17 protein-coding genes are annotated in these 24,002 nt (G+C 43.9%); 4 read left to right on the plus strand and 13 right to left on the minus strand.

Annotation, left to right across the window (positions count from 1 at the left end; genetic code table 11):
* Positions 1-1,237 precede the first annotated feature (1,237 nt).
* The 4 genes from NBH15_RS18990 to NBH15_RS19005 all read right to left on the minus strand — a co-directional run bounded on the left by NBH15_RS18990 (position 1,238) and on the right by NBH15_RS19005 (position 6,685).
* Positions 1,238-3,295: an outer membrane beta-barrel family protein gene (locus NBH15_RS18990; protein WP_250823315.1), complete on the minus strand. Its 2,058-nt coding sequence runs from the start codon at positions 3,293-3,295 to the stop codon at positions 1,238-1,240.
* A gap of 75 nt (positions 3,296-3,370) precedes the next feature.
* Positions 3,371-3,595, minus strand: a complete 225-nt coding sequence (locus NBH15_RS18995) for a hypothetical protein (RefSeq protein ID WP_007654122.1) — start codon at positions 3,593-3,595, stop codon at positions 3,371-3,373.
* 158 nt (positions 3,596-3,753) lie between these two features.
* Entirely contained in the window at positions 3,754-5,418 is a 1,665-nt protein-coding gene (locus NBH15_RS19000; protein WP_007654123.1) for an AMP-binding protein, read from the minus strand.
* Positions 5,419-5,527: 109 nt separating this feature from the next.
* On the minus strand, positions 5,528-6,685 hold the full coding sequence (locus tag NBH15_RS19005; RefSeq protein ID WP_250823316.1) for a 6-bladed beta-propeller: 1,158 nt from the start codon (positions 6,683-6,685) through the stop codon (positions 5,528-5,530).
* A gap of 299 nt (positions 6,686-6,984) precedes the next feature.
* On the opposite strand from NBH15_RS19005, the gene mtaB reads away from it, so the two are divergent.
* The 3 genes from mtaB to NBH15_RS19020 are packed head-to-tail and all read left to right on the plus strand — an operon-like array spanning position 6,985 to position 10,306.
* Positions 6,985-8,313, plus strand: coding sequence for a tRNA (N(6)-L-threonylcarbamoyladenosine(37)-C(2))-methylthiotransferase MtaB (gene mtaB, locus NBH15_RS19010; RefSeq protein WP_044245730.1), 1,329 nt, complete (start codon positions 6,985-6,987; stop codon positions 8,311-8,313).
* 1 nt (position 8,314) lies between these two features.
* Positions 8,315-9,196 (plus strand): lysophospholipid acyltransferase family protein, encoded by an 882-nt coding sequence (locus NBH15_RS19015; RefSeq protein WP_007654137.1) that lies wholly within the window; start codon positions 8,315-8,317, stop codon positions 9,194-9,196.
* Between the two features lie 57 nt (positions 9,197-9,253).
* A complete protein-coding gene (locus NBH15_RS19020; protein WP_250823317.1) occupies positions 9,254-10,306 on the plus strand; it encodes a glycosyltransferase family 2 protein in 1,053 nt (350 codons plus the stop codon).
* 222 nt (positions 10,307-10,528) lie between these two features.
* Here the strand turns inward: NBH15_RS19020 and NBH15_RS19025 are convergent, their stop codons facing one another.
* The 5 genes from NBH15_RS19025 to folB form a co-directional block, all read right to left on the minus strand.
* Complete coding sequence (locus NBH15_RS19025; RefSeq protein ID WP_128133152.1) at positions 10,529-11,218, minus strand: HAD family hydrolase; 690 nt, start codon at positions 11,216-11,218, stop codon at positions 10,529-10,531.
* Positions 11,218-11,862 carry a MarC family protein gene (locus NBH15_RS19030; protein ID WP_128133153.1) on the minus strand — a complete coding sequence of 215 codons (645 nt, stop codon included), beginning with the start codon at positions 11,860-11,862 and terminating at the stop codon, positions 11,218-11,220. The genes NBH15_RS19025 and NBH15_RS19030 overlap by 1 nt, the downstream gene beginning before the upstream one ends.
* A gap of 296 nt (positions 11,863-12,158) precedes the next feature.
* Entirely contained in the window at positions 12,159-13,400 is a 1,242-nt protein-coding gene (locus tag NBH15_RS19035; RefSeq protein WP_250823318.1) for a PNGase F N-terminal domain-containing protein, read from the minus strand.
* 6 nt (positions 13,401-13,406) lie between these two features.
* Positions 13,407-14,843: a monomeric [FeFe] hydrogenase gene (locus tag NBH15_RS19040; protein WP_186958325.1), complete on the minus strand. Its 1,437-nt coding sequence runs from the start codon at positions 14,841-14,843 to the stop codon at positions 13,407-13,409.
* A gap of 56 nt (positions 14,844-14,899) precedes the next feature.
* A complete protein-coding gene (folB, locus tag NBH15_RS19045) occupies positions 14,900-15,262 on the minus strand; it encodes a dihydroneopterin aldolase (protein ID WP_007654144.1) in 363 nt (120 codons plus the stop codon).
* A gap of 88 nt (positions 15,263-15,350) precedes the next feature.
* Between folB and NBH15_RS19050 the strand changes: the two genes are divergently transcribed.
* Positions 15,351-15,731: a bactofilin family protein gene (locus tag NBH15_RS19050; protein ID WP_186958326.1), complete on the plus strand. Its 381-nt coding sequence runs from the start codon at positions 15,351-15,353 to the stop codon at positions 15,729-15,731.
* Positions 15,732-15,765: 34 nt separating this feature from the next.
* Here the strand turns inward: NBH15_RS19050 and NBH15_RS19055 are convergent, their stop codons facing one another.
* From NBH15_RS19055 to NBH15_RS19070, 4 genes are all read right to left on the minus strand, one after another.
* Positions 15,766-18,459, minus strand: a complete 2,694-nt coding sequence (locus NBH15_RS19055; protein WP_250823319.1) for a 4-alpha-glucanotransferase — start codon at positions 18,457-18,459, stop codon at positions 15,766-15,768.
* Between the two features lie 87 nt (positions 18,460-18,546).
* The gene (locus NBH15_RS19060) at positions 18,547-21,090 is read right to left on the minus strand and encodes an adenosylcobalamin-dependent ribonucleoside-diphosphate reductase (RefSeq protein ID WP_007654147.1); all 2,544 of its coding nucleotides are present in this window, start codon (positions 21,088-21,090) and stop codon (positions 18,547-18,549) included.
* Positions 21,091-21,344: 254 nt separating this feature from the next.
* Positions 21,345-22,742, minus strand: a complete 1,398-nt coding sequence (gene dnaA, locus NBH15_RS19065; protein WP_010800474.1) for a chromosomal replication initiator protein DnaA — start codon at positions 22,740-22,742, stop codon at positions 21,345-21,347.
* Positions 22,743-23,109: 367 nt separating this feature from the next.
* A complete protein-coding gene (locus tag NBH15_RS19070; RefSeq protein WP_046147934.1) occupies positions 23,110-23,994 on the minus strand; it encodes an MlaD family protein in 885 nt (294 codons plus the stop codon).
* Between the last annotated feature and the right edge of the window lie 8 nt (positions 23,995-24,002).

Below are 24,002 nucleotides of genomic sequence, written 5' to 3' on the forward strand. Positions count from 1 at the left end.
TTGGTGCCCATCAGACCGGGAAGAAAGTTTCCACGAGCAAGGAAAGGAAGGCCCAATTGTAAAAACTATACTCTAACTAATTACAAAAGAGCACTATGAACCTTAAATTGATGACATTGGGTTCTAACCCTGGGTCCCCTTGAATCCTTCTCTTTCTGAGGCACCCTGTAGGGGTGCGACAAGATTGAAAGGGTTGATATTTATCTTGTCCCGCCCCTACAGGGCGGAAAGACAGGAGCGGGTTTTCATAAACCCAGGGTTAGAACCCTGGGCTGGTTTGTTAAAGCCTTACAGGCTTACATTGACACCGTAAGGGCGGTTCGCGAATCGCCCCTACCAACGACGCTACATTCAAATTTGCCAAGAAGTGAGTTATCTGTTAATAGTGACAGGTTGTACCTGTTTCCCCTCTTGAGAGGGGGCAGGGTGTGTGTTATAGTCAGTAAATAAAACAAAACCGATTGCAGTCTCTCCTAATAAAAGTTTTTCCGTTTTCTGTATTCATTCCTTCATTTATGGTATATATGCATTATAAATCAAGCAATACAAGATGAACATAATGAAGGATCCGATATGATTTGTAATAGAATCGAGGTAAACGTCTCTATTTCTCCTCTATTTTCCTCTATCGCTTCATCATGAACAACCATTGGATACTGGCAAATCCAAAGGTATATCTTGTCTCTTTATTAGTGTATAGGTAGAGTGGAACTGATATACTTTTAGACCAAAAGTGCTGTATTCGTTCTTGTCCGTCATTTGTCAAATGCTTGTTCGATATCTGTCGGACGCTTATCCGATATCTGTCGAACAAGCGTCCGACAGATGACAAACAAGAAGTTGGATATGATTTTTGAATTAAAGAATAATAAGATAAATGCTTACAACATACGACTTATGACTTTACCTGAAAAAGGTATACAGAAAGTTTGCCTTTATTCATTATATTACACGGAAAATTTGAATTATATAGATGCTATAGGATGATATTCTTCATTATATTCATTTACAAACCATTATTCATCAGTACAGTAGCTTCAATATGAACAAATGAAGGAAAAAAACAGAAAAACTTTAGATGATAAAGATACTGTCTTGAATTTATATTGGGGGCATTAGTAGAAAGAACCAATTAAAAGTGAAAGAGCCAGCCGCGTATCTGGTTCTTTATTAAAGATAGTTCAAATATGATAAGATTTGAGCCTATCTATCTTTATCTACGCCATCAAAATACCATTTACAAACTATAGGTCAATGTCAGCCAGGTCACCCGTGCATCCCGGTTGCGTACTTGCTCCATGTGCATTTTGCTTGTATCGATAAGGGTCGTCTCTTCCAGGCCGTCAAAGATATTATTGATACTCAGATTTGCACGCAGTTTACGATGCATGAAATATTGAGAAAGCCCGGCATTCACACTGCTGTGGCTTTTGATTTTCCCCTGCGGAGTCAGTTGGTCCGAGATAAAGAAGCCATCCAGCTGAAACTCCGTAGTCGGGGTGATATAGATACTCACACTTCCTTTCAGGTCGGTGCAAACCATTGACTTCTTCTCCTCATAGCCAACCGTTCTGCCGTCAATCTCATCTCTGTACACATTACCGGAAAAACCGATATTCAGGATGCGGATAGGATTCCAATTTCCGGAAAGTTCAAAACCCAATGCCTGGCTGTGGCCTATATTCTCTTTCTGCCAGATAGACTCCTCGTTTATCACTTCCATAATCCGGTTCGATTTATTACGGTAATAAATGGCCGGGGAGAAACGGAAACGATTTGCAACCAACAGATAAGACAATTCCAATGAATGAATGAACTCATCCTTCAAATCCGGATTCCCCTGTGACAGATGAGTCGGGTCACTGTAATTGGTGAAAGGACTCAAATCCGCTCCATTAGGACGAATCACGCGTTGCAGATAACTCAATGACAAACTACCCGCATTGCCGGTCTGTAAAGAAAACTTTACCCGGGGATATACATGAAAACGAGTATTGCTTTTCTGTGTTTTGAATTTCTGCGCATTGACTTCCGCCTGTAAACCGGCTTCGGCAGAGAAACGGTCCCAACGTCTGTCGACCGAGGCATACAACAAATGGGTATTCCGGTTGAAAGAATAATCGTATGATTTATTGGCAACGGGAGTCCAGGTATTATCATCCAGGCCGATGTCGTTTGTCTCCGTCCTGTAAGTTTCATCCTTGATACGTCCGATATATCCGGCTTTGAAATACCATTCATCGGCAAACAACTTACTGAAGGCAGCAGAAAAATAATAATTATGCTTGTCCTGATTGATGAACATATTGTCTTTCTTCAGGATAGTTCCGGTTCCCGGCTTCTCATTTTCATAGTAATTGTCCTCATCATAACCGAAGTCATTATAATTGAATGTTACACTCAACTGATCCAACGGATTGGAAAAATGATGGTTCCAACGGGCCTCCAAGGCATAAGCATCCTGACGCTGGTCGTTATAACGATGGCGGGTCATCTGGTTCTTTACACTTCCATCCGGATTCAAGACCTTATTATTGATTCCCCCATAACGGTTGTAATCCATCAAATGATATAATCCGTAGACAGTCAGCAAGTCTTTTGAAGTCAGGTCATACCCCACACTCAGGTCGGCCAGATGAACATCCGGACGTGCCGATGCATTATTATTCATTATGGTTGTACCGGCATCCGTTTTTGTCGTCTTGTCAAACGAACGTTCGCGGTATTCCTTCCGGTAATTATATTTCCCAACGATATGAAATTTCCCCGGATGCAGATTTACGATTGCCCCGGCATTATACCGTTCCTGCAATCCCGCTCCCAACGTCACCGTCAGCGGCGAATCCGATTTTGTATAATTGGTAGAGGAAAGGTTCAGTACACCGGCATCCCCATCAGGCACCAGCGAAATATCAGGCAAGGCAGACATTGATATCCGGTTGAAAAATAAAGCAGGCAACTGGATAAGGACATCTCCGCTATATTCCTCCAGCAACCCGTAAGGAATACCATTAATCAGCATCCCTGCTTTCCCCGACCCGCGATAAGTGACTCCCCCTTCAATATCGGTCACCAGCGAAGGCATTTGCCGGAAGGCTTCGGATACCGTGCCCGTCATACTGCTCAGGTTCTTGTCTACCTGAAGACGTTTAACCTCACCGCCATTGAGACCGGCAATACGTTTACCCTGTATTTCCACATTCTGCAACTGCAAATTCATGTCAACCGGGGTCTGGGCATACATCGTATGACTCAACAATGCGACAACTGGGATAATGATTCGATTTCTTTTCATATTGAATACCGTTATAAACAAAAAAAGTCTGTATGTTTGAGCATACAGACTGTCCTTTTAACTGATTACTGAATATTATTCAGCAGGAGCAGCTTCTGTTTCAGTAGCAACAGCAGTTGAATCACCTTCAGCAGGAGCAACTTCTTCTGTTACTGTTTCTTCTTCAACAACTGCAGGAGTAGTTTCTTCTACTGTAGTTTCTGTTTCAGCTACTTCAGCATTTGATTCTGCAGATTTGTTACCACATGATGTGAAAGAAACGGCTGCAACGATAGCAGCAAATGCAACTAACTTTTTCATTTTGTCTTTAATTTAAACGGTCTATAATATCTTCTTGTTGTTGTAAAACGATGCAAATGTATGTATTAATTATATATGTTGTACAACATAAGATGCTTTTTTTTCAATTATTTTTCGCAACAAGCGTAATAGACTGTTAATCAAGACATGAATACCTATCAATAGTTGCTGTACAAATACCTCTTGATACTCTTCTTCGGTGTTTTTTCAAACTCTGTCGGGTATAATTGTATTTCTGAAACAACTTCATAGGAAGCCAGCTGCTTATTTAACTCAACCCGGTTCTGTTCCATAATGACCGGCAGGTCGGTATGGGATATTCCGGTACCGTCTACCGTGTCGTAATCTGGATAGACCAAAGCTACCAGCTTGCCGTTTTTCTCGATAACGATACTTTCCATGACGAAAGGCAGGTTATTGATTTTCGACTCAATCTCTTCCGGATAGATATTCTGTCCACTTGCACCCAGAATCATTGTCTTGCTACGGCCCCGGATAAAGATACGGTTATCCGCATCAATCGTTCCCAGGTCGCCGGTATGAAGCCAGCCGTCTTCGGTAAAAGCATTCTTTGTCGCTTCTTCATTCTTATAATAGCCTTTCATTACATTCTCACCCCGGACCTGGATTTCCCCTACCTTATTATAGGGGTCATCAGAATCGATACGTACTTCCATGATTCCTTTCAGGACTTGTCCGCAGGAACCGGGCACATATTCATAATTGTGGTCGTAGCTAATCAGCGGCCCACATTCGGTCATTCCGTAACCGATAGTAAACGGGAATTTGATTTTATACAGGAAATCGCTCACTTCCTGGTTCATAGCTGCTCCACCGACAATCACTTCACGGAAGCGTCCTCCCATAGCATCCACCAGATGTTTACGAATCTGGGCATAGATGCGCGAATCCAGCAAAGGAATATTCAACGCCAGTTTCATCGTTGTTTTACTCAACTGCGGAAGAATCATCTTTTTGTATATCTTTTCCAGAATCAACGGAACGGTGAGAATCAGGTTCGGCTTCACCTCTTCAAATGCTTTCAGCAAGATTTTCGGAGAAGGGACTTTCCCCAACATATAGACATGGGCACCCACCGCCATCGGTACGAGAAAGTTGAAAGCACAACTATAGGCATGTGCCAACGGCAGGAAGCATAATTCGCGGTCGCCACGATACATCAAATCGAGGGTCTTGGCATAAGTTACATTTCCCGCCAGATTATTTCCGGTCAGCATAACGCCTTTACTGAAACCGGTCGTACCGGAAGTATAGTTCAGCAGGACAACCTTATCGTTATCCAGTTCGGCATATTTTATATCGTTCTTGCTGAATCCTTTCGGATACTTTTCCGCCATCTTCTCATCCATCGACTTCATCAATTTCTGAATGCTTTCGCCGTCACGCTGATGCAGGCAACGGAAATCGGAAAGAGAGAACACACCGCGTATCTCTTCTATCTTATCCTCTTCCAGCGAATCCCAGATACGGTCGCTGACGAACAGGAAGACCGATTCGGAATGATTGATAATATGATGTACGTCGTTCGGGTTGAAATCTTGCAAGATGGGCACTATGATTGCACCATACGTAACAGCCGCCATATAGACAATACACCAGCGGGCACTGTCTTTACCGATCAGAGCGATTTTATCTCCCCGGCGTATCTGACATTCCTCAAACAGGATATGGATACGGGCTATTTCCTTCGCTACATCCTCGAATGTAAAAGTGACGTTCTTGCTGTAATCTGTCAGTGCGGGTAACGACCAGTTTTCCTTGAAACTGTTTTCGTATATCTTAATGAAGTTTTCTTGTATCATAGCACAGATGCTTATATTTTGTGCAAAAATACAGACTATCCGGCAGATACACAACAGACAGGCTGAGTTTAACCCTTATCCGGTCAAACTCAGCCTCTGTTTGATTTCTTTATTTCTTATGCTTTATCAGCATAATCACCGGATTCGCTTCCTCATCCAAGGTTGCTGCAATTTCTTTCAACCGGCCTTTCAGCTGTCCTTTTTCATAAGCCTCCGTAAGGTCAGAGGCTTCTAAAGATAGACTGACCGGTATTTCTTGATTTTTAGGCTTCGAAAAGAAAGAGACCTGTTTTTTATTCGAGTAATCAGCATTACATATAGTATAGTTGAAGATTGCTTTTTCCTGCTTGTCATATACCAAATCGGTACCGGGGAATCCTTTAAACGTTTTATAATCCAATTCTTTCTTCATAGTCCGCATGAAATAATAGCGGTCGGTGATAATGGTTGGGAAAAGAAAGACTTCTACTTCCATGGATTGTATGGTGGGAGTCCTGACAATAGAAGGAGTTAGATTGCCCTTCGACAAATAGTTGTACACAGTATCGGAAGATGTATTCACAAGCACCCAATGATCCTTGGCTGGAAATGTCATATGAAACTCAGGCGTTACAACCAATTCATCTTTCATCACAACCGGTGTCTTCATCTCTTTAAAGGGAATTGGTATTTCCCGGGTGACACTTCCGTCCTGCTTTGAAAACAGTATATGGCATGCCTGCCTGTTTTCTTCCGGCGTTCCGTAGTATTTCTTATAAGTAATCAGATGATCCCGGTCATAATTGAATACATCATCATAATAACTGTTATCTGCAAATTTGAAACTTCTTTTAAAGTTTCCGGATAAGTCATATGCCAATATATTCTTAGTATAGTCTACGACAAACAATTCGTTATTATCTTCATCCAGAATAATTCCTGAAATACCGGAATATTCCTCAGCACCTTGCCCCAGACGGTTTATCTTTCGCAGGCCCTTACCGGTTTTCCTGTCAAAGACAAAGATATTTCCATCGTTCCGGTTTCTTACCAGCAAGAATTCCTCACCGACAGCTTCCACAATACCATGAGTGATAAACTCGTCAGTGGTTTCCAGCGGAACGTATTCCACATCCATTATATCCTGGAGAATCAGTTCCTTTTCAGGATAGCTGGCAGTAACATCGACACTGATAATCTCGTCATTTTGGGAACCGGACTGTTGGCAACCAGTGCATCCCCCTATGAAAAAGAGGATAATTGCCAGATTTACATTTAGTTTCTTCATTTCTTTCTATTTGTTATGAATACTAATTACGAACGACCTCACGTTTGCACGAATAAATCGTACGAAATATACGTACTTTCTGGCGAATAAACAACTCAATCTATTTCTTCCTGTTTCTTATTCACAAAGAAAGGGCAATAAAACAGTAAGTCATCCATACCTTTAATCTTCACAAACACAATGTTCTCCTTCTAACTGTAAAGGGAAAGGAGAAATAACGAGATTACTGAAACCACAGAAAACACCAACAATCTACATGTCAATAATTTTAATTACATTTGCGCGATAATTCAATCGCAATGATAGACAAAACCGTATTTGAAAATAAAATAGCTGCTTATTATACCCTGGGCTGTAAGCTCAACTTCGCAGAGACCTCCACCATCGGGAAGGTATTGGCAGAGCAGGGCGTACGTAAAGCCCGTGCGGGTGAAAAAGCAGACATCTGTGTCGTAAACACCTGCTCGGTAACGGAACTGGCCGATAAGAAATGTCGCCAGGCCATCCGTCGCATCAGCAAACAGCATCCGGGAGCCTTTATTGTTGTGACCGGCTGTTACGCGCAGCTCAAACCGGAAGAGGTGGCCCATATCGAGGGGGTCGACCTGGTTTTGGGCGCAGAGCAAAAACTGGATATATTAATGTATCTGGATGACCTGAAAAAGAAAGAAGAAGGCGGCGCAGTCGTTGCCTCACAAACTAAAGATATACGGACCTTCTCCCCTTCCTGTTCGGCAGACGACCGTACGCGTCATTTCCTGAAAGTACAGGACGGATGCGATTACTTCTGCTCCTATTGTACCATTCCTTTTGCCCGCGGACGAAGCCGCAACGGCACAATCGCCAGTATGGTGGAGCAAGCACGGGAGGTAGCTGCCAAAGGTGGAAAAGAAATCGTGCTGACCGGAGTCAATATCGGCGACTTCGGCAAGTCGACGGGCGAGACTTTCATCGACCTGATTCGTGCACTCGACGAAGTGGAAGGTATCGTGCGTTACCGTATTTCTTCCATCGAGCCGAACCTCATTACGGACGAGGCTATCGACTTCGTAGCCTCCAGCAAACGGTTCGCCCCTCACTTCCATATCCCTTTACAGAGCGGAAGCGACGAGGTGCTGAAACTGATGCGCCGCCGTTACGACACGGCCCTTTTCCGTCATAAGATCGAGAAGATTAAAGAAATCATGCCCCACTCCTTTATCGGGGTGGACGTGATTGTCGGGACACGCGGCGAAACGGACGAGTTCTTCGAAGATGCCCGCAACTTCATCGACAGCCTGGACATCAGCCAGCTGCATGTATTCAGCTATTCGGAACGTCCGGGAACACAGGCGTTGAAGATTGCCCATTCGGTCGACCCGAAAGTAAAACATGCCCGCAGCCAGCAACTGCTGGATATTTCCGATAGGAAACTTCATGCTTTCTACGACGCCCATATCGGCAGTCAGGCGGAAGTTTTATTCGAACATACACGCAAAGACGGCCGGATGCACGGTTTCACAGAGAATTATATTAAAGTCGAGATACCTTACAACAGTTCGCTGGTAAACGAAACCCGACGGGTGACGCTGACCGGATGGAACGAAGACCGTACTGCATTAAATTGTGAATTAGTAACTATCGGTTGATATGTGGAATAAAATTCAATACGGATTAATCTTTGCATGGGCCAAGCTGCATGCATTTTTACCGATGTCGGTACTGTATGTACTGTCCGATATCCTGTATGTACTAATCTATTGGGTGATTCGTTACAGGATAAAAGTAGTGCGCCGCAACCTGGAAGCCTCTTTCCCCGAGAAATCGGAAATAGAATTACGCCGGTTGGAAAGGGCCTTTTACCATCATTTTGCCGACTATATCGTCGAGACAATCAAACTGGCGCATATCTCTCCCGAAGAAGTATTGCGCCGTGCCCATATCAAGAATCCCGAAGTGGCAACCCGTTTGCAGGCAGAAGGACAAAAAACAGTGATGATGCTGATGGGCCATTACGGCAACTGGGAATGGTTCAGCGCCTCCAGCCTGGTATATACCGATTCATGCCTGTGGCAAATCTACCGACCGTTAAATAACAAAGCTGTCGACCGCCTGTTCATTTATCTGCGCACCCGCTTCGGTTCTTATGGAATGAAGAAGAACGACACGGTACGCGACATGATGACGTTGAAGAAAGAAGGCAACAACAACATCGTTATCTTCATAGCCGACCAGACACCCAGCAAGGCAAACCTGCATTACTGGACAACCTTCCTGAACCAGGATACCGCTATGCTGAACGGTGCGGAACGTATCGCCCGTAAACTGGATTTGCCGGTCATCTTCCTGGATGTACAGAAAGTGAAACGCGGCTACTATACAGTCGAAATGAAGCTGATGACCGCCCATGCCAAACAGACTGCCGAGAACGAGATTACCGAATCATACGCCCGCATGACGGAAAAGATGATTCTCCGCAATCCAGCTTATTGGCTCTGGACACATAAACGTTGGAAATATAAACGGGAATAATCCCCTCCCCTCTCGAGAGGGGAAACAGTTACAACCAGTCACTATAATAAATATATCATGACAAATAATACGACTTCCTCCCCCCATCTGTCAACTAAAAAAGTAGCCATCGTCATCCTTAACTGGAACGGTGCGAAGCTGATGGAAGAATTTCTCCCGTCTGTAATAGCATACAGTCCGGCAGAAAGGACGGAAGTAGTCGTGGCCGATAATGGTTCTACCGACAACTCGATAGCCCTGTTGCAGAAAAAGTTCCCTTCCGTCCGCATTATCCGGCTGGATAAGAACTACGGTTTCGCCGAAGGATACAACCAGGCATTCAAACAACTCGACAACGAATATACCGTCCTGCTGAACAGTGATGTCGAAGTAACCCCCGGCTGGCTCGACGCACCATTGGCAGCCCTTGAGGCCGATGCCACCATCGCCGCCGCCCAACCCAAGATACGGGCACAGCGCAACAAGGAATATTTCGAATATGCCGGAGCTGCCGGCGGTTATATGGACATTTACGGGTATCCTTATTGCCGGGGACGCATGCTGCATGTCGTAGAAAAAGACGAAGCCCAATATGACACGCCTGCCGATATCCTCTGGGCAACAGGGGCCTGCCTGTTTATCCGTACCGCCGTCTATAAGGAAGTAGGCGGCCTCGATGCCGGTTTCTTTGCCCATCAGGAGGAGATAGATATGTGCTGGCGGTTACGTTCACGGGGGTATCGGCTGGTATGTACGCCCCAATCGGTCGTTTATCATGTCGGAGGGGCGACTTTGCAGGTGGAGAGTCCCCGCAAGACTTTCCTCAACTTCCGCAATAACCTGCTGATGCTTTACAAGAACCTTCCCGAAAAAGACCTGAAGCCTGTAATGCGTGCCCGCTTCTGGTTGGATTATATAGCTGCTACGAAATTTCTGTTATGCGGCCATATTCAAAATGCCAAGGCTGTATATGAGGCCCGCAAAGCCTTTTTCGATATGAAACCGAAATATGAAGAGAAACGCAGGGAGAACCTGGCAAAGACAACCCTTCCGATTATCCCGGAGCTGATGCGCAGCAGCCTAATCCTCGCTTTCTATTTGAAAGGGAAAAAGAAATACTCCGACCTTTAAGTACTTTCTTCATAATATCTAAGTGGAAAGGATATGATATCTAACCTTTTTTGTCAGGACTTTTAGAAAAGAAAGATTAAGTATACATATATGTAAGACATGCTTTACATTTCCAAAAGTCTAGCCTTACATATTTGCAACGTATATATTACATATTTAAAAGTCATAACAAAAAGGATTAATTGTCAGGACCCCAAAGGATAAAACCTGTAATGAACCGGTTTAAGGAAGCAGAGAGATAATATCCCACAACGAATCGACAGTAAAGAACCGCGGGTTTACGACAGGCTCATCCACCTTTTCATGTTCCCAGGTGGTGTGGTAAGGGATATGAACGGCATAACTGCCAAGTTCCAAAGGCGGGAGGATATCGGAACGAACAGAGTTACCAATCATCAGAAATTCTTCGGGACGAATATCCAAATGCTTCAACAGCAGACGGTATTCACGGTCGGTCTTGTCGCTCATTATCTCGACGTGATGGAAAAGATGCTCGATACCCGAGCGGCGCAGTTTCTGCTCCTGGTCGAGCAGGTCGCCTTTGGTCACAACAATCAGACGGTAACGGCCAACCAACGCATTCAGTGTCTCCTCCACTCCATCCAGCAGTTCTACCGGCTTGGTGAGTTGTTCCTTTCCCAGGGCCAGGATTTGCTCCAGTACGCTTGCCGGGACTTTACCGCCGGTGATACGGATAGCCGTTTCCAGGACAGACAAGATATAAGCCTTTACCCCGTAACCGTAAAGAGGCATGTTGCGACTTTCCGTGCGGAACAGTTCAGCCGAGACAGTTTCGCCATCTACATAGGGAGCAAGCAAAAGGCGGAGCTTCTGCTCTGTCTCCAGAAAATAAGTTTCGTTTACCCAAAGCGTATCATCGGCATCGAAGCCAATCACCTGTATTCCTTCCATTATAAATTAGCTTGTTGCAATATATCAATCATTATTGGTTTGAAACCGCTTACAAAACATTCCACGGCAATAACCATCAGGATAAGTCCCATCAGACGCATCATCACGTTATTACCCGTCTCACCCATATATTTGTTCAGCCGGGTGGAAGCACGGAGTATCAGGAAAGTGATAAAATAGACAGATGCTATCACACTCACCAGCAGGATTTTCTTTATCAACGTATCCGCATCTTCCATCAGCATGATACCGTTGGCAATCGCACCGGGACCACAAAGCATCGGAATGGCGAGCGGGGTGACGGAGATATCGTTTACATACGTCTTTACCTCTTCATCCTTCAGTTTTGCCTTGGAATAACGTGCCTGAAGCATGTCGAATCCGATGGTAAAGATAATAATACCGCCGGCAATACGGAAACCGTTTGTAGAGATACCGAAGAACTTGAACAGGAACTGCCCCGAGAAAGTGAAAACCATCAACGTGATAAAGGATACGATGGTGGCACGGCGCACAATGGTTTTACGCTCATCGTCACTCATCCCGTTAGTCATCGTCAGGAAAACCGGCATAGTGCCCAACGGGTTTGTCAGGGTAAAGAAAGAAGTGAAGCACAAAAGGGCAAAAGGTAATAGTGTATCCATAATAATAATGATTTAATGAAACGTTTCTGAAGTTGACAGTTGGTTCTGTGATTGACAAATATGAGCCCTCTTATCAATGTGGCTTATCTGTTACAGGTTCATTTGCCGTCTGCTTTAGCTGACGGTTTACAAGCTGTTTCTCTTTTTTGGCTTCAGCCACATTTCTCTTAGATAGAAACCTGTAAGAAATGGGACTAAAGTCCAAAAAGAGAGTTCCTTTACTAGTCCGTCAGCTAAAGCAGACGGCAAATAAACCTGTAATAGCCAAGTCTTATTGGATAGCTCAAATCTTTCCACTATTCATCCCAAACCAAATAAGCAGACACCAACCAATGATTCAGTTTATTGCCATCTATCTCCTGAGCTTCGGGGATGCTTACGGTAAATGCATGTTCGCCCGGTTGGATATCGGTCAATTCGACCTCCTCAGGCATCACATCGGAACCCGGACACCAGTTGGAACGGGAAAAATCGGAAGAAGCGACAGGTTCTTCCACTTCTTTCTCTGCATATCCTTTCTCTCCGATATAAGAGGCCAAACGTTTCTCCAGCCATACGCCCGTTGCCGGATTGAAACGGCGGAAAGAAGCACAGTCATTACGCCACGGGATAAAGTTCAGCACTTCCTTGCCATCCACAGAAATGATATTGCGCTTCTGTACAAACTCGTCACCTCCACTATGACCGCCATGTCCGGTAACGATATATTTCAGACGCACGTTCTTTGCTCCTTCCGGAACGGTAAAGCCGGTCGACACATCTTTACGGGCAAAAATATCAGGATAAGACTGACCGATATAGTAAACTGTATTCATCAACGGTTCCACATGTCTTTTAGGCAACGCGTCACAGGTTATATCCGATTCGTCCACATCAATGGTAACACTGGCAATATATCCTTCGGGAGTCCAGGTATCGATAAAGACACCCACATAAGCCCCGCCTTCCAGCAAAGGATACAGGTCGGTGATATTCTGCTCCCAGCTCACACTGTCGGCCCACTGGTCGATATAAACAGGCTTGCGTTTGCTACTCAGGCTATCGTCTGCACTGCTGTAATGACCAACACCGAACGGGGTCATAAAACGCATCAGTTCGACAGTCGGTTCATACCCCTCACCGGAAACAATACCAATCAAGTTTTCCAATTTCGTACTGTCTACTGCGGGAAATTGCTTCTCTCCTTTTGCTATGTTCAGCAGATTGATAGCCGATTCTTTGGGGAGGATGAAGCAGGAACCGGACTTATCCCAACGGTCACCGTTGGAGGCGATTGTCACTTTCAGGTTCACGGAGACATTGCGTTTATAGTCGGGCAATGTAACCTTCTTCAGGATGATACGTCCGTTTACCAGATGGTAGATACTGTCTGCTCCCGGTTCACTGTAACCGGCATACTGGTCCGGTGCGAACTTCACCGGAGTGTCGTGAAATACCTGCACGGAATAATCTCCCATCGCCGGTAATTCCCTGTGGCCGCATGCAGTCAACAGCATCGCACCGGCCAATGAGAATGATAATAAGATTTTCTTTGTCATTGTTGTTCAGAATTTAGTAAGTTCCTTAATCAGCTGTTTCTGTCCGGTTACTTTATCGGCATGGATACAAGGACCGGTTACACACCCGCCTTCGCAGGCCATCACTTCGATAAACTGTGCCGGAGCCTTTCCCGTCTTGGCATAAGCACGAAGCAGGGCAACGTTCTTCTTTGTCAGGTTGGCTACCTGTACGGCATTTACCTGTTCTTCTTTCAGATAGACTTTCACGGCATTTATCACACCGCCGCTCTGGGCAAAGCCATGTGCTTCACGCACGGAATTATAAAGGACGGAGAACGGTTTCGCTTCTTCCACCTTTATACCCAGGCCTTCCAGCACCGAACCGATTTCCTCGAAAGTCAGCGTAAAGTCGACTGCCGGGTCCATCTTTACTTCTTTACGTTTAGCAACGCACGGGCCGATGAAAACGACTTTGGCGTCCGGATGTTTTTCTTTCACGAGACGGGCCGTATAATACATCGGGGAACCGGTTGAAGAGATATATTTCTTCAGGTCCGGAATATGTTTCTCTGCCAGCTGGACATACGACGGGCAACAGCTGGTCGTCATGAACGGTTGTCCCTCTTCCAGCTTTTCCTTCAGTTCTTCCGCTTCCCGGCGGGTCGTTTCCATCGCTCCCTGGGCGACTTCCACAATCTCCTCAAATCCCATTGCCTTAATCGCTCCGTACACACTTTCCACCGGTGCACTGAATTGTGCCAGGATGGAAGGTGCCACAATGGCAACCATCTTCTCCTTATTACGCAAACGTTGCAGGATATCAAACACTTGTGAGATTTCGAAGATAGCACCGAAAGGACAGGCATTGATACATTTACCGCAGTAGATACATTTCGATTCATCGATATGCTCCACGCCGTATTCATCTTTGCTGATAGCCTTAACCGGGCAAACTTCTTCACAAGGAATCGGTATATAAACAATTGCATGGTAAGGACAGTTCTGGTGGCATTTGCCGCAACTGATACAAGTGTCATGGTCAATCCGCGCCTGTCCGTTCTTCTTGAACTGGATGGCGTCTTTCGGACAGTTCATATAACAACTACGCGCCACACAACCACGGCAGAGGTTCGTAATTTCATAGTTTACCTGTACACAGGAGGAACACGCTTCATCCACAACGCACATCAGGTTCTCTTTCTTGTTTTCCGGACGGAGCAGCGCCCGTTTAGCGTACTCGGAGAGCGGTGTCAGTTCGTCAACTTCGTCCTGCATATCAAATCCCAGAAGAGGAAGTGTCTTGTATTTCCATACGGCACGTTCTTTATGTACGCAGCAACGGCCTATTACTTTCGATTTACGGGGACTCAACTCTATGGGCAAACGGTCAATCTCGTCGAGCAGACGATTTTCCTTCCAAAGTTTAACTAACTTCGCCATCAATCCGTGGCGGACAATCATTACGTTGTTGGTAAATGCCATGGTGTTTTGTTTATTTGTGCTTTAATAATGCAAAGATAGAGAAAGTTATCCAAATACTAACCGTAGCTCTCCCTTAGAATTACAGAGGCGCTGTAAACATCGCCCCCAAAAGGCGGGTTCAACTTGGAGAGTTTCAGTTCGATAGCCAGAAGTTGCGGAAAAGTATCCTTCAAGGCTGCCAGGATACGTCCCGCCGCATGTTCCAGTAATTTGGAAGGGATAGCCATTTCACGCTTTACGACTTCGTAGACAACGGCATAATTTATCGTATCTTCCAGGTCATCGCTGGCTACCGCCTTTTCAAGGGGAGCCGTTAATACAAGGTTTACCACAAACGTATTGCCGACACGTGTCTCCTGCGGAGAGACCCCATGACAGGCGTAAAATTTCATGGTTTCCAGTTCTATTTGTACTGTCATTTTTCGTTATTTTATCTGTAAAAGTAGATAAAGTAAACCTTTCTGCAAAAAAATAGTCTATATTTGCGATTAAGCAAACAAACTATTTATGATGGGAATAAAACAAAAAGATGAAAACTCTGCCGGTGGCCTACATAATACCCTCGCCGCCGGAACAAACGTAAAAGGTAATATTATTACAGAAACTGATTTCAGATTAGACGGACAGGTAGATGGCGACATCAATTGCAGTGGAAAAATCGTAGTCGGTCCCAAAGGACGTGTAGTAGGCAACATTATTTCTACCAATGCCGAAGTCCTGGGCGAAGTGGAAGGTTCCGTACGTGTCACCGAAAAACTGGTACTGAAAGCTACCGCTAATATTAAAGGAGACGTGTTTACCCAATCGCTGGAAATAGAGCCGAATGCCCGTTTCAACGGTGTTTGCAACATGTCATCCGATATGACGAAGAAAACAAAAGCCCAGTAAATTTACCGGGCTTTTTAATTTTATATACTATTACTTATTTTCTTCCTGAAGCGACAATCAGTTGCGCAACCTTATCATTAAACTCATCTTTCATCAACAGCCTTTCCAATGGTATATGCATCCGGTAGCACCAATAATGGTTTGAGTTGGCCGGGACATTGATTCGTTCGGCTTCGATATCTTTCCTCTTCACTGTATCGTCGATAGCAAACCAGTCCTGTAAAGGAATAATGGTCAGCATAGAATTTGTTGCCAGATGGTTTGTTATAATCCGGACGGCAATTTCCGACGAACATTCCCCGGGAGCCTGCCCTTCATAATGCAATACATTATTATAATAGCGCTGTATCTTTTCGCGGTCTTCCTTCCACCAATTGCGGAGCGGTGACATATCATGGGTCGATGTAGTGCAAACAGAATTATACGGCAGACTGAACAAATCGGAAAACTCCCGCTGAGGAGTCTTTGGCATCCGTTCAATCTCCAGGCTCAGAATCTGTAACTTATTCATTACATCAGGCACCGATTCAGGAATCATCCCGAGGTCTTCCCCGCACACCAGCATGTTGGTACTACCCACCAAAGGAGTCAGCCGCTTGAATGCCTGTGCCTTCCAAAAGTCGTTATGCCGATGATAGAAGAAATCCCAATACAGTTGGTCGAAGGCATACTTTTCGGATGTATTCAATTCACTGTATATATAGGAATGGCTGGCTGAAATACGCGGATGGAATTTTTCCTTTTCCTGTGGGTCACGCAAAAACAGTACCTCATTAGCTATGGCAAACAATCCGTCTTTTATGCGTAAAGAGACTTCGTCTGTTTTCCCACCGAATATGGCTTCTATCTTCCGCTGCGTATCACAGAATGATTTCAGGACGAAATGATTGGATGAAGACTGTGCCAAATAAGTACCTTCTACCTCCTCTGCCAAATCGCCGAACAACTCGGACAGGAACTTTCTGTTAATATGCGGTGTAGTAAAACGTGCTTCATTGAAAGTTAATCCGTACTGTTCAATCTCTTCCCGGGTAAAAGGCAAAGCCGGATTAAAATGTCCGCAAAGACCTTGTATATAATCCAACGGGACTTCCCAAATACGGAAAAAGCCTAAGATATGGTCGATACGGAAACAGTCGAAATAGTCGCTCAACTTATGGAAACGCTTCTTCCACCAGGAAAAATGGTCTTTCTCCATAATATCCCAGTTATAAGTCGGAAATCCCCAGTTCTGCCCATTGACAGAGAAGTCGTCGGGCGGAGCTCCTGCCTGGCCGTTCATATTGAAATACTGTGGTTCTGTCCAGGCATCGATACTGGTACGGTTCACTCCGATAGGGAGGTCGCCTTTCAGGACAATGCCATTCTTACGGGCATAGTCGGATACCGACTTGAATTGAGTATGTAATATATATTGCAGGAAATAATAAAAGGATATCTCCGGATAGGCGTCACTGTCTTCCGAGCAAAGTTCGCGTATCTGAGACTTATTATAGATTGCATTCTTATCCCACTTCGTAAAATCGGAAGTCTGGTACTTCTCACGCAGATAACTGTAAGCGGCATAAGGCATCAGCCAGGATTGGCTTTGTTCAAAAAACTCACGGTATTCCGGACTCGACAGAATGGCTTTTCCTTCCTGACTAAAGAACTCACGGCAATAAGCCAGCTTATATCCTACCGCCGCTTCATAATCGACAAAATCCTTTGCATTCAACTCTTCCTGTTTTGCCTTGTAGAAGGCAGCCCTGTCCGCATCCTTCAATTCGCCCATCAAAGGCAAGCTGATATACATCGGATGGAGCGCATAAACAGAAATGGCACTGTAAGGATAAGAATCACTCCGGGTATGGCTCATAGTCGTGTCATTCATTGGCAACACCTGGATAATGCGCTGACGGGTTTTCTTTGCCCAGTCAACCAACATACGGAGGTCTCCCAAATCACCGACACCGAATCCTTGTTCCGAACGCAAAGAGAATACAGGGATAACTGTCCCAGCACACCGCCACAACGGTAAGTTATCACGAAAAGACAGACCGGAGACCACTACTGTTTCTCCGAAATCCTGCGGAGGCAAGTCCAGCTTCCTGTTTTCGTCTTCCTCCCAATATAATGGTTGGTGTTTGTCATTATCATATACCAGGAACTTATATTCCAACGGATAAATGATATCATTGGCATCCAAGTCGATATGCCAGTCGGGAAAGGTATCGCAACTAAGTATCAACGCTTTATCCGGATGCCAGTTTCCCAGACACTCCTGGTTTCCGGTGATGGCAACACTCTGCCATTTCTCCACCCGGGGAGCCGATATCTTGATTGTCAGTTTCTTTCCGCTCTTAACAACTCTTTCGTATGTATTACAGGGATGTGCAAACAGACTTTTAGTAAAAGCCGACGAGTAGAATGACAGATTAGCCGGACGTATCTGCCAGTAGTCATATAAAGTATAATGATTGGCATGTCCTTCAAATGTGACCTGATGATTTTTCTCCCACTCTTCAAATATCTGCTTATCGTTTATACTTAAAAAGTAGCGGTATTCTATGGTCTGTTGCGGCGATGTAAGTTCCAACTCCAGCTCAAGCTGCCAGTTTCCATCCCCTTTGTAGTTCATCTCTTTAGCCAAAGCAGGCTCCCATGAGCCAAGCTCCGGAATAGACCCTACTATACATAACTTCTGTCCCCAAACGGTATGGAAGTTTATATTAAAGGTGACTTTCATGTGTATCAAATTTAGTTCCGGAGACGAAGGTATAAAAAATGCGGGGAAAATCCCCGCATTCCTATAAAAATATTTGTTATGTTACGCTTATCCACACTTTGAAGCTCCACAGTTCGTACAGATCAGACACCCTTCCTGATAGATAAGGGTTTCCAGACCACAGTTCGGACACACCTGTCCTTTTACTTCCGTACCATTCGGCAGATACTTCTTCAATGCACGTTCAACCCCATTCTTCCAGGTATTGATCGATTCATTGTTCAGTTCCATTCCCTGAACCAACTTGATAACCTGGTCGATAGGCATGCCGTAACGCAATACGCCGGAGATCAGTTTCGCATAGTTCCAGAATTCGGGATCAAACTTTCCGTCCAGACCTTCGATAGTCATCTTGTAACCACGCTTGTTCTTGAACTGGAAATCATAATGTTTCTTGCCGTCTTCATCATAACTCTTGATGATCGTTCCTTTGGATACATTCTTCGGCAACATGATACCTTCGTCATCATCGGCAAGACCGGTAAAGATCTCATACGGACGACCGTTCAGCAAACCGACAAAAGCAATCCACTTTTCGCGGTTGTTCTGGAACTTCACTACATCAGCTTCCAGTTCACGCGGACGGGTGGAAACAATCACCGGCGGTTGCATGCAATTACAATCATCTTTCTTCTCTTTTTTCTTTTCTGTCGAGAGCAGTACACCTGAACGGGAACCGTCACGGTAAACCGTACAGCCTTTACATCCGCACTTCCATGCTTCAACATACAAAGAATCCACTAATTCTTCCGATACGTCAGCCGGCAAGTTGATAGTTACACTGATAGAATGGTCCACCCATTTCTGGATACGTCCCTGCATCCGGACTTTCTGCAACCAGTCTACATCGTTTGAAGTAGCTTTATAATAAGGTGATTTAGCTACCAACTCATCAATTTCTTCCTGGGTATATTTCTTGATAACGGAATAACCGTTAGCCTGCATCCAGGTTACAAACTTATGATGGAATACGACATATTCTTCGAATGCGTCGCCGGTTTCATCCACAAAATCGACACGCGTTTCCGCATCATTCGGGTTAACCTTACGACGACGTCTGTACACCGGAAGGAATACCGGCTCGATACCGGAAGTTGTCTGCGTCATCAAACTGGTTGTTCCTGTCGGAGCAATAGTCAGACAAGCTATGTTACGACGGCCGTACTTCAGCATATCTTCATACAATCCCGGATCAGCTTCACGCAAACGGTTGATAAACGGATTCTTTTCCTCACGTTTCGAATCATAGATTTCGAAAGCGCCACGCTCTTTAGCCATCATGACGGAAGAACGATAAGCCTCCAAAGCCAATGTCTTCTGGATTTCTTCAGCACACTCTGTTGCCTCATCCGTTCCGTAACGAAGTCCCAAAGCCGCAATCATATCGCCTTCAGCAGTGATACCCACACCGGTACGACGGCCTTGCAGAGTCTTCTTCTGTATCTTTTCCCACAAATGACGTTCCGTTTCCTTCACTTCCATTGATTCCGGGTCAGAATCGATCTTTTCAAGGATCTTCTCGATCTTTTCTGATTCCAGATCGATAATATCATCCATGATACGTTGTGCCAATGCTACATGTTTTTTGAACAGATCAAAATCGAAGTAAGCATCTTTTGTAAACGGATTTACTACATATGAATAAAGATTGATAGCCAGCAAACGGCAACTGTCGTAGGGACAGAGAGGTATTTCACCACACGGATTGGTTGAAACCGTACGGAATCCCAGATCGGCATATGAATCAGGAACAGATTCACGCAAAATAGTATCCCAGAACAAAACACCGGGTTCAGCCGACTTCCATGCATTATGGATGATCTTCTTCCACAAAGCAGCCGCATCGATTTCCTTTACTGTAGTCGGTTCATTTGAATCAATCGGATATTGCTGTTTATATGAAGTTCCGCTAACAACGGAATTCATAAAATCATCATCAATCTTCACCGAAACATTTGCCCCGGTAACTTTTCCCTCAGTCATTTTTGCATCAATAAAGGACTCCGAATCCGGATGCTTAATCGATACACTTAACATCAGCGCCCCACGACGACCGTCTTGTGCTACTTCGCGTGTCGAATTAGAATAACGCTCCATAAACGGCACCAAACCAGTAGATGTAAGAGCTGAATTTTTAACAGGAGAGCCTTTCGGACGGATATGCGACAAATCATGTCCCACACCTCCGCGACGCTTCATTAACTGAACCTGCTCTTCATCAATCCGGATAATTGCACCATATGAATCGGCTTCTCCATCCAATCCTATAACAAAACAATTAGAGAGTGAGGCAATCTGGTAATCATTGCCAATCCCCGTCATCGGACTTCCTTGCGGAACGATGTAACGGAAATGATCAAATAGGTCAAAAAGCTCCTGCTCTGATAAAGGATTAGGATACTTTTTCTCTACACGGGCAATTTCACTTGCCAGACGGTGGTGCATATCCACGGGAGATTCCTCATAAATATTCCCGAATGCATCCTTCAAAGCATACTTGTTTACCCATACTTTAGCGGCAAGCTCGTCGCCCGTAAAGTAGTCCAGTGAAGCCTTAAACGCTTCATCGAATGTGTAAGTTTTATGGTTCACGATAATTACTGTATTAATAATAGTGCAAGTTTAAGAATACTTTATTTATTGACCAAATTATTAAACAACTAAAATCGAAAAGAATATCAGGTTTTCCAATTCATTTCATACCACATATGAAAATCAACATATTAACATTTCGCAAATCCAAAAATATTTTCCAAAAAGAAAACCACTAACATTTCCATGTTTCCCAAAACAGAAAAAGGATGCCATATAAAACGACATCCTTTCCACCTATATAAAATGATTTATCAACTTCTTAATTTAACCTCGATCTCTTCAACAGACGAACGGAAAGACTTGCTCGTTTCCATCTGGTCCTTGATTGTTTTGCAGGCATGCAATACTGTGGCATGATCTTTCTTTCCTACAATCTTCCCAATATGGGAAAAAGAACAATCGGTATACTTTTTGGCAAGATACATCGTAATCTGACGAGCCTGCACAATCTCACGTTTTCTGGAACGTGTCTGAATGACCGCCTGATCCAGATTGAAATAATTACATACGATTTCCTGAATCATCTGAACAGAGAGCTGTTTTTTCTCCAGACGGACAGCCTGACTTACCACACGTTTAGTCAGAGGCAGATCTATTTCCTTATTATTAATAACAGCATTCGCCATCAATGAAACAAGGATACCTTCCAGGTCACGTACATTTTCAGTAACATTATTCGCAATGAAGTTGAATACCTCATCCGGAATAACAATACCATCATGGTTGATCTTATTCTTCAAGATCTTCTTTCTCAAATCAAGATCCGGACGGCTCAACTCAGCTGTAAGTCCCCATTTCAGACGGGTTATCAATCGCTCCTCCATTCCCTGCAAATCGACAGGTGCCTTATCCGAAGTAAGGATCAACTGTTTTCCCAGCTGATGAAGATGATTGAATATATGGAAGAATGTATTCTGAGTCTTATCCATACCGATCAATTCCTGGATATCATCCAATAGCAGAACATCGATATTCTGGTAAAAATTCAAAAAGTCATTCGTTGTATTCTTACGGATTGCATCAGTAAACTGAACACGGAACAGATGGGAGGAAACATACAATACCTTCTTTTCCGGATGAAGTTCACGGATACGGGTTCCTATGGCATGACACAAGTGTGTTTTACCAACCCCTGACGGTCCGAAAATAAACAATGGATTAAACGTCGTCTTTCCAGGATTCTGTGCAACAGCCTCACCTGCCGTACGTACTAATTTATTGCTGGTTCCTTCAAAATAGTTATCAAAGTTATACTTGGGATTTAACTGCGGATCCAAATCCTGAGGTGCAGTCTGTATAAATGGATTAGGAGCCTTATTCGCATCTTTGGGAGTTATCTTCTTTACTGCTACCGAACCATTCTCTGCCGGATAATCTACGGTACCACCAGTCGTCTTATCTACCATAACACGGTAGTTAAGAATCGTACCCTGACCTATTACACGATATAATGTAACTTTCAATACATTTACGTATTTCTCCTCAAGGTACTCATAAAAGAACTGGCTCGGCACCTGGATCGTAAACTTATTATCCTCATAGGATAAAGGTATGATCGGCATGAACCATGTGTTAAAAGCGGCCTCCGGCACGATGTCTTTAATGACAGCGAGGCATTTATTCCACAATGTCTGATATTCAGTCTGCATGATTTATTACTCTCCCAACTATACTTTTTTTATTTTTCCGACTACAAAGTTTAGAAATTAATTCGGAAAAAAAAAGTGCCGAATTATTTGGTTCTTTTGAATGTTTAATATAGCATTTAGTGTCAACAAGTTATAGAAAACAAGTCTGATTTACAAACACTTAAACACTTATACATCCAAGAGCCCTTTATTTTAGGACACTTTTAATTATTACGCTATCCCACTGTTTCTCATGCAAAAAGGCCCGTAGACTACGTTATTTTCCTCTATCTAAAGACCTTATGCATCTCTAAAAATACGTTTAGACAGTTTTTTCCTTAATTGGAAAAATTCTAAATAAGATTAGATGATTTAATATTCTTTTCGGTTAAAAAACAGAAAAATGAACATATCTTTTCGGATTCTGCTTCAGATCCAGTAACAACCTTGATGCATTTATCATCGTACTATCCAGATTATTATATAAACTTCTGTCATTCAGCAACAACCCTAATGTATTATCCTTCTGGTTCAACTTATCTGTTGTCAGTTGCAGATTTGCCAAAGTCGCATTAATGGAATTGACGGTAGTCGCCAGATCCAAACCTTTTAAACTGGTGCTCACTTCATTAAAATTACCGGTTATCACTTTCAAATCAGACATAATACCCGGCACGTCTTTACTCAGCATAGTATTCAACTGACGAGTAGAAGCCTCCAGGTTACCTGTAGTCCTCGCTATATGATCGAGAGACTGCGTGATAGCCGGATGATTGATCAGTACCTGCAAACCGCCCAGTATAGAATCCAGCTTAGGTAAAAGGGCTTCCACTCCCGGCAGAATCTTCTCCTGCACAGACTGCATCATATCCTCTTCCATCTTCCCTTCAATCGTAGCCCCGGGCTTTAAATAATCCTTTACATATTTATTCAGATGGATATGAAGTTCGCCACCACTCAGAAGCGTCTTTATAATCGTAATGTAACTTCCCGTCGTAAGTTTCATTTCATCATCCAAACTGATCTCTACCGTTATTTTATCTGTATTCTCATAATCATAAACAATACTCCTTACCAATCCCACTTTAAAACCATCGATATAAACAGGACTGGATACCGTCACATCCTTCACATTATGAAATGTAACGAAATAATGATTTACCGGTTTAAATAAATTTATACCTTTCAGATAATTAATCCCGAAATACAGCAACGCCAAACTAATAATACTTACAAGTCCAATCTTTGCCTCTTTGGTCAATATACTTTTCATCCTTTTAA

The sequence above is a fragment of the Parabacteroides caeci genome (genome assembly GCF_023656795.1).
GTDB classification, from domain to species: Bacteria; Bacteroidota; Bacteroidia; order Bacteroidales; family Tannerellaceae; genus Parabacteroides; species Parabacteroides segnis.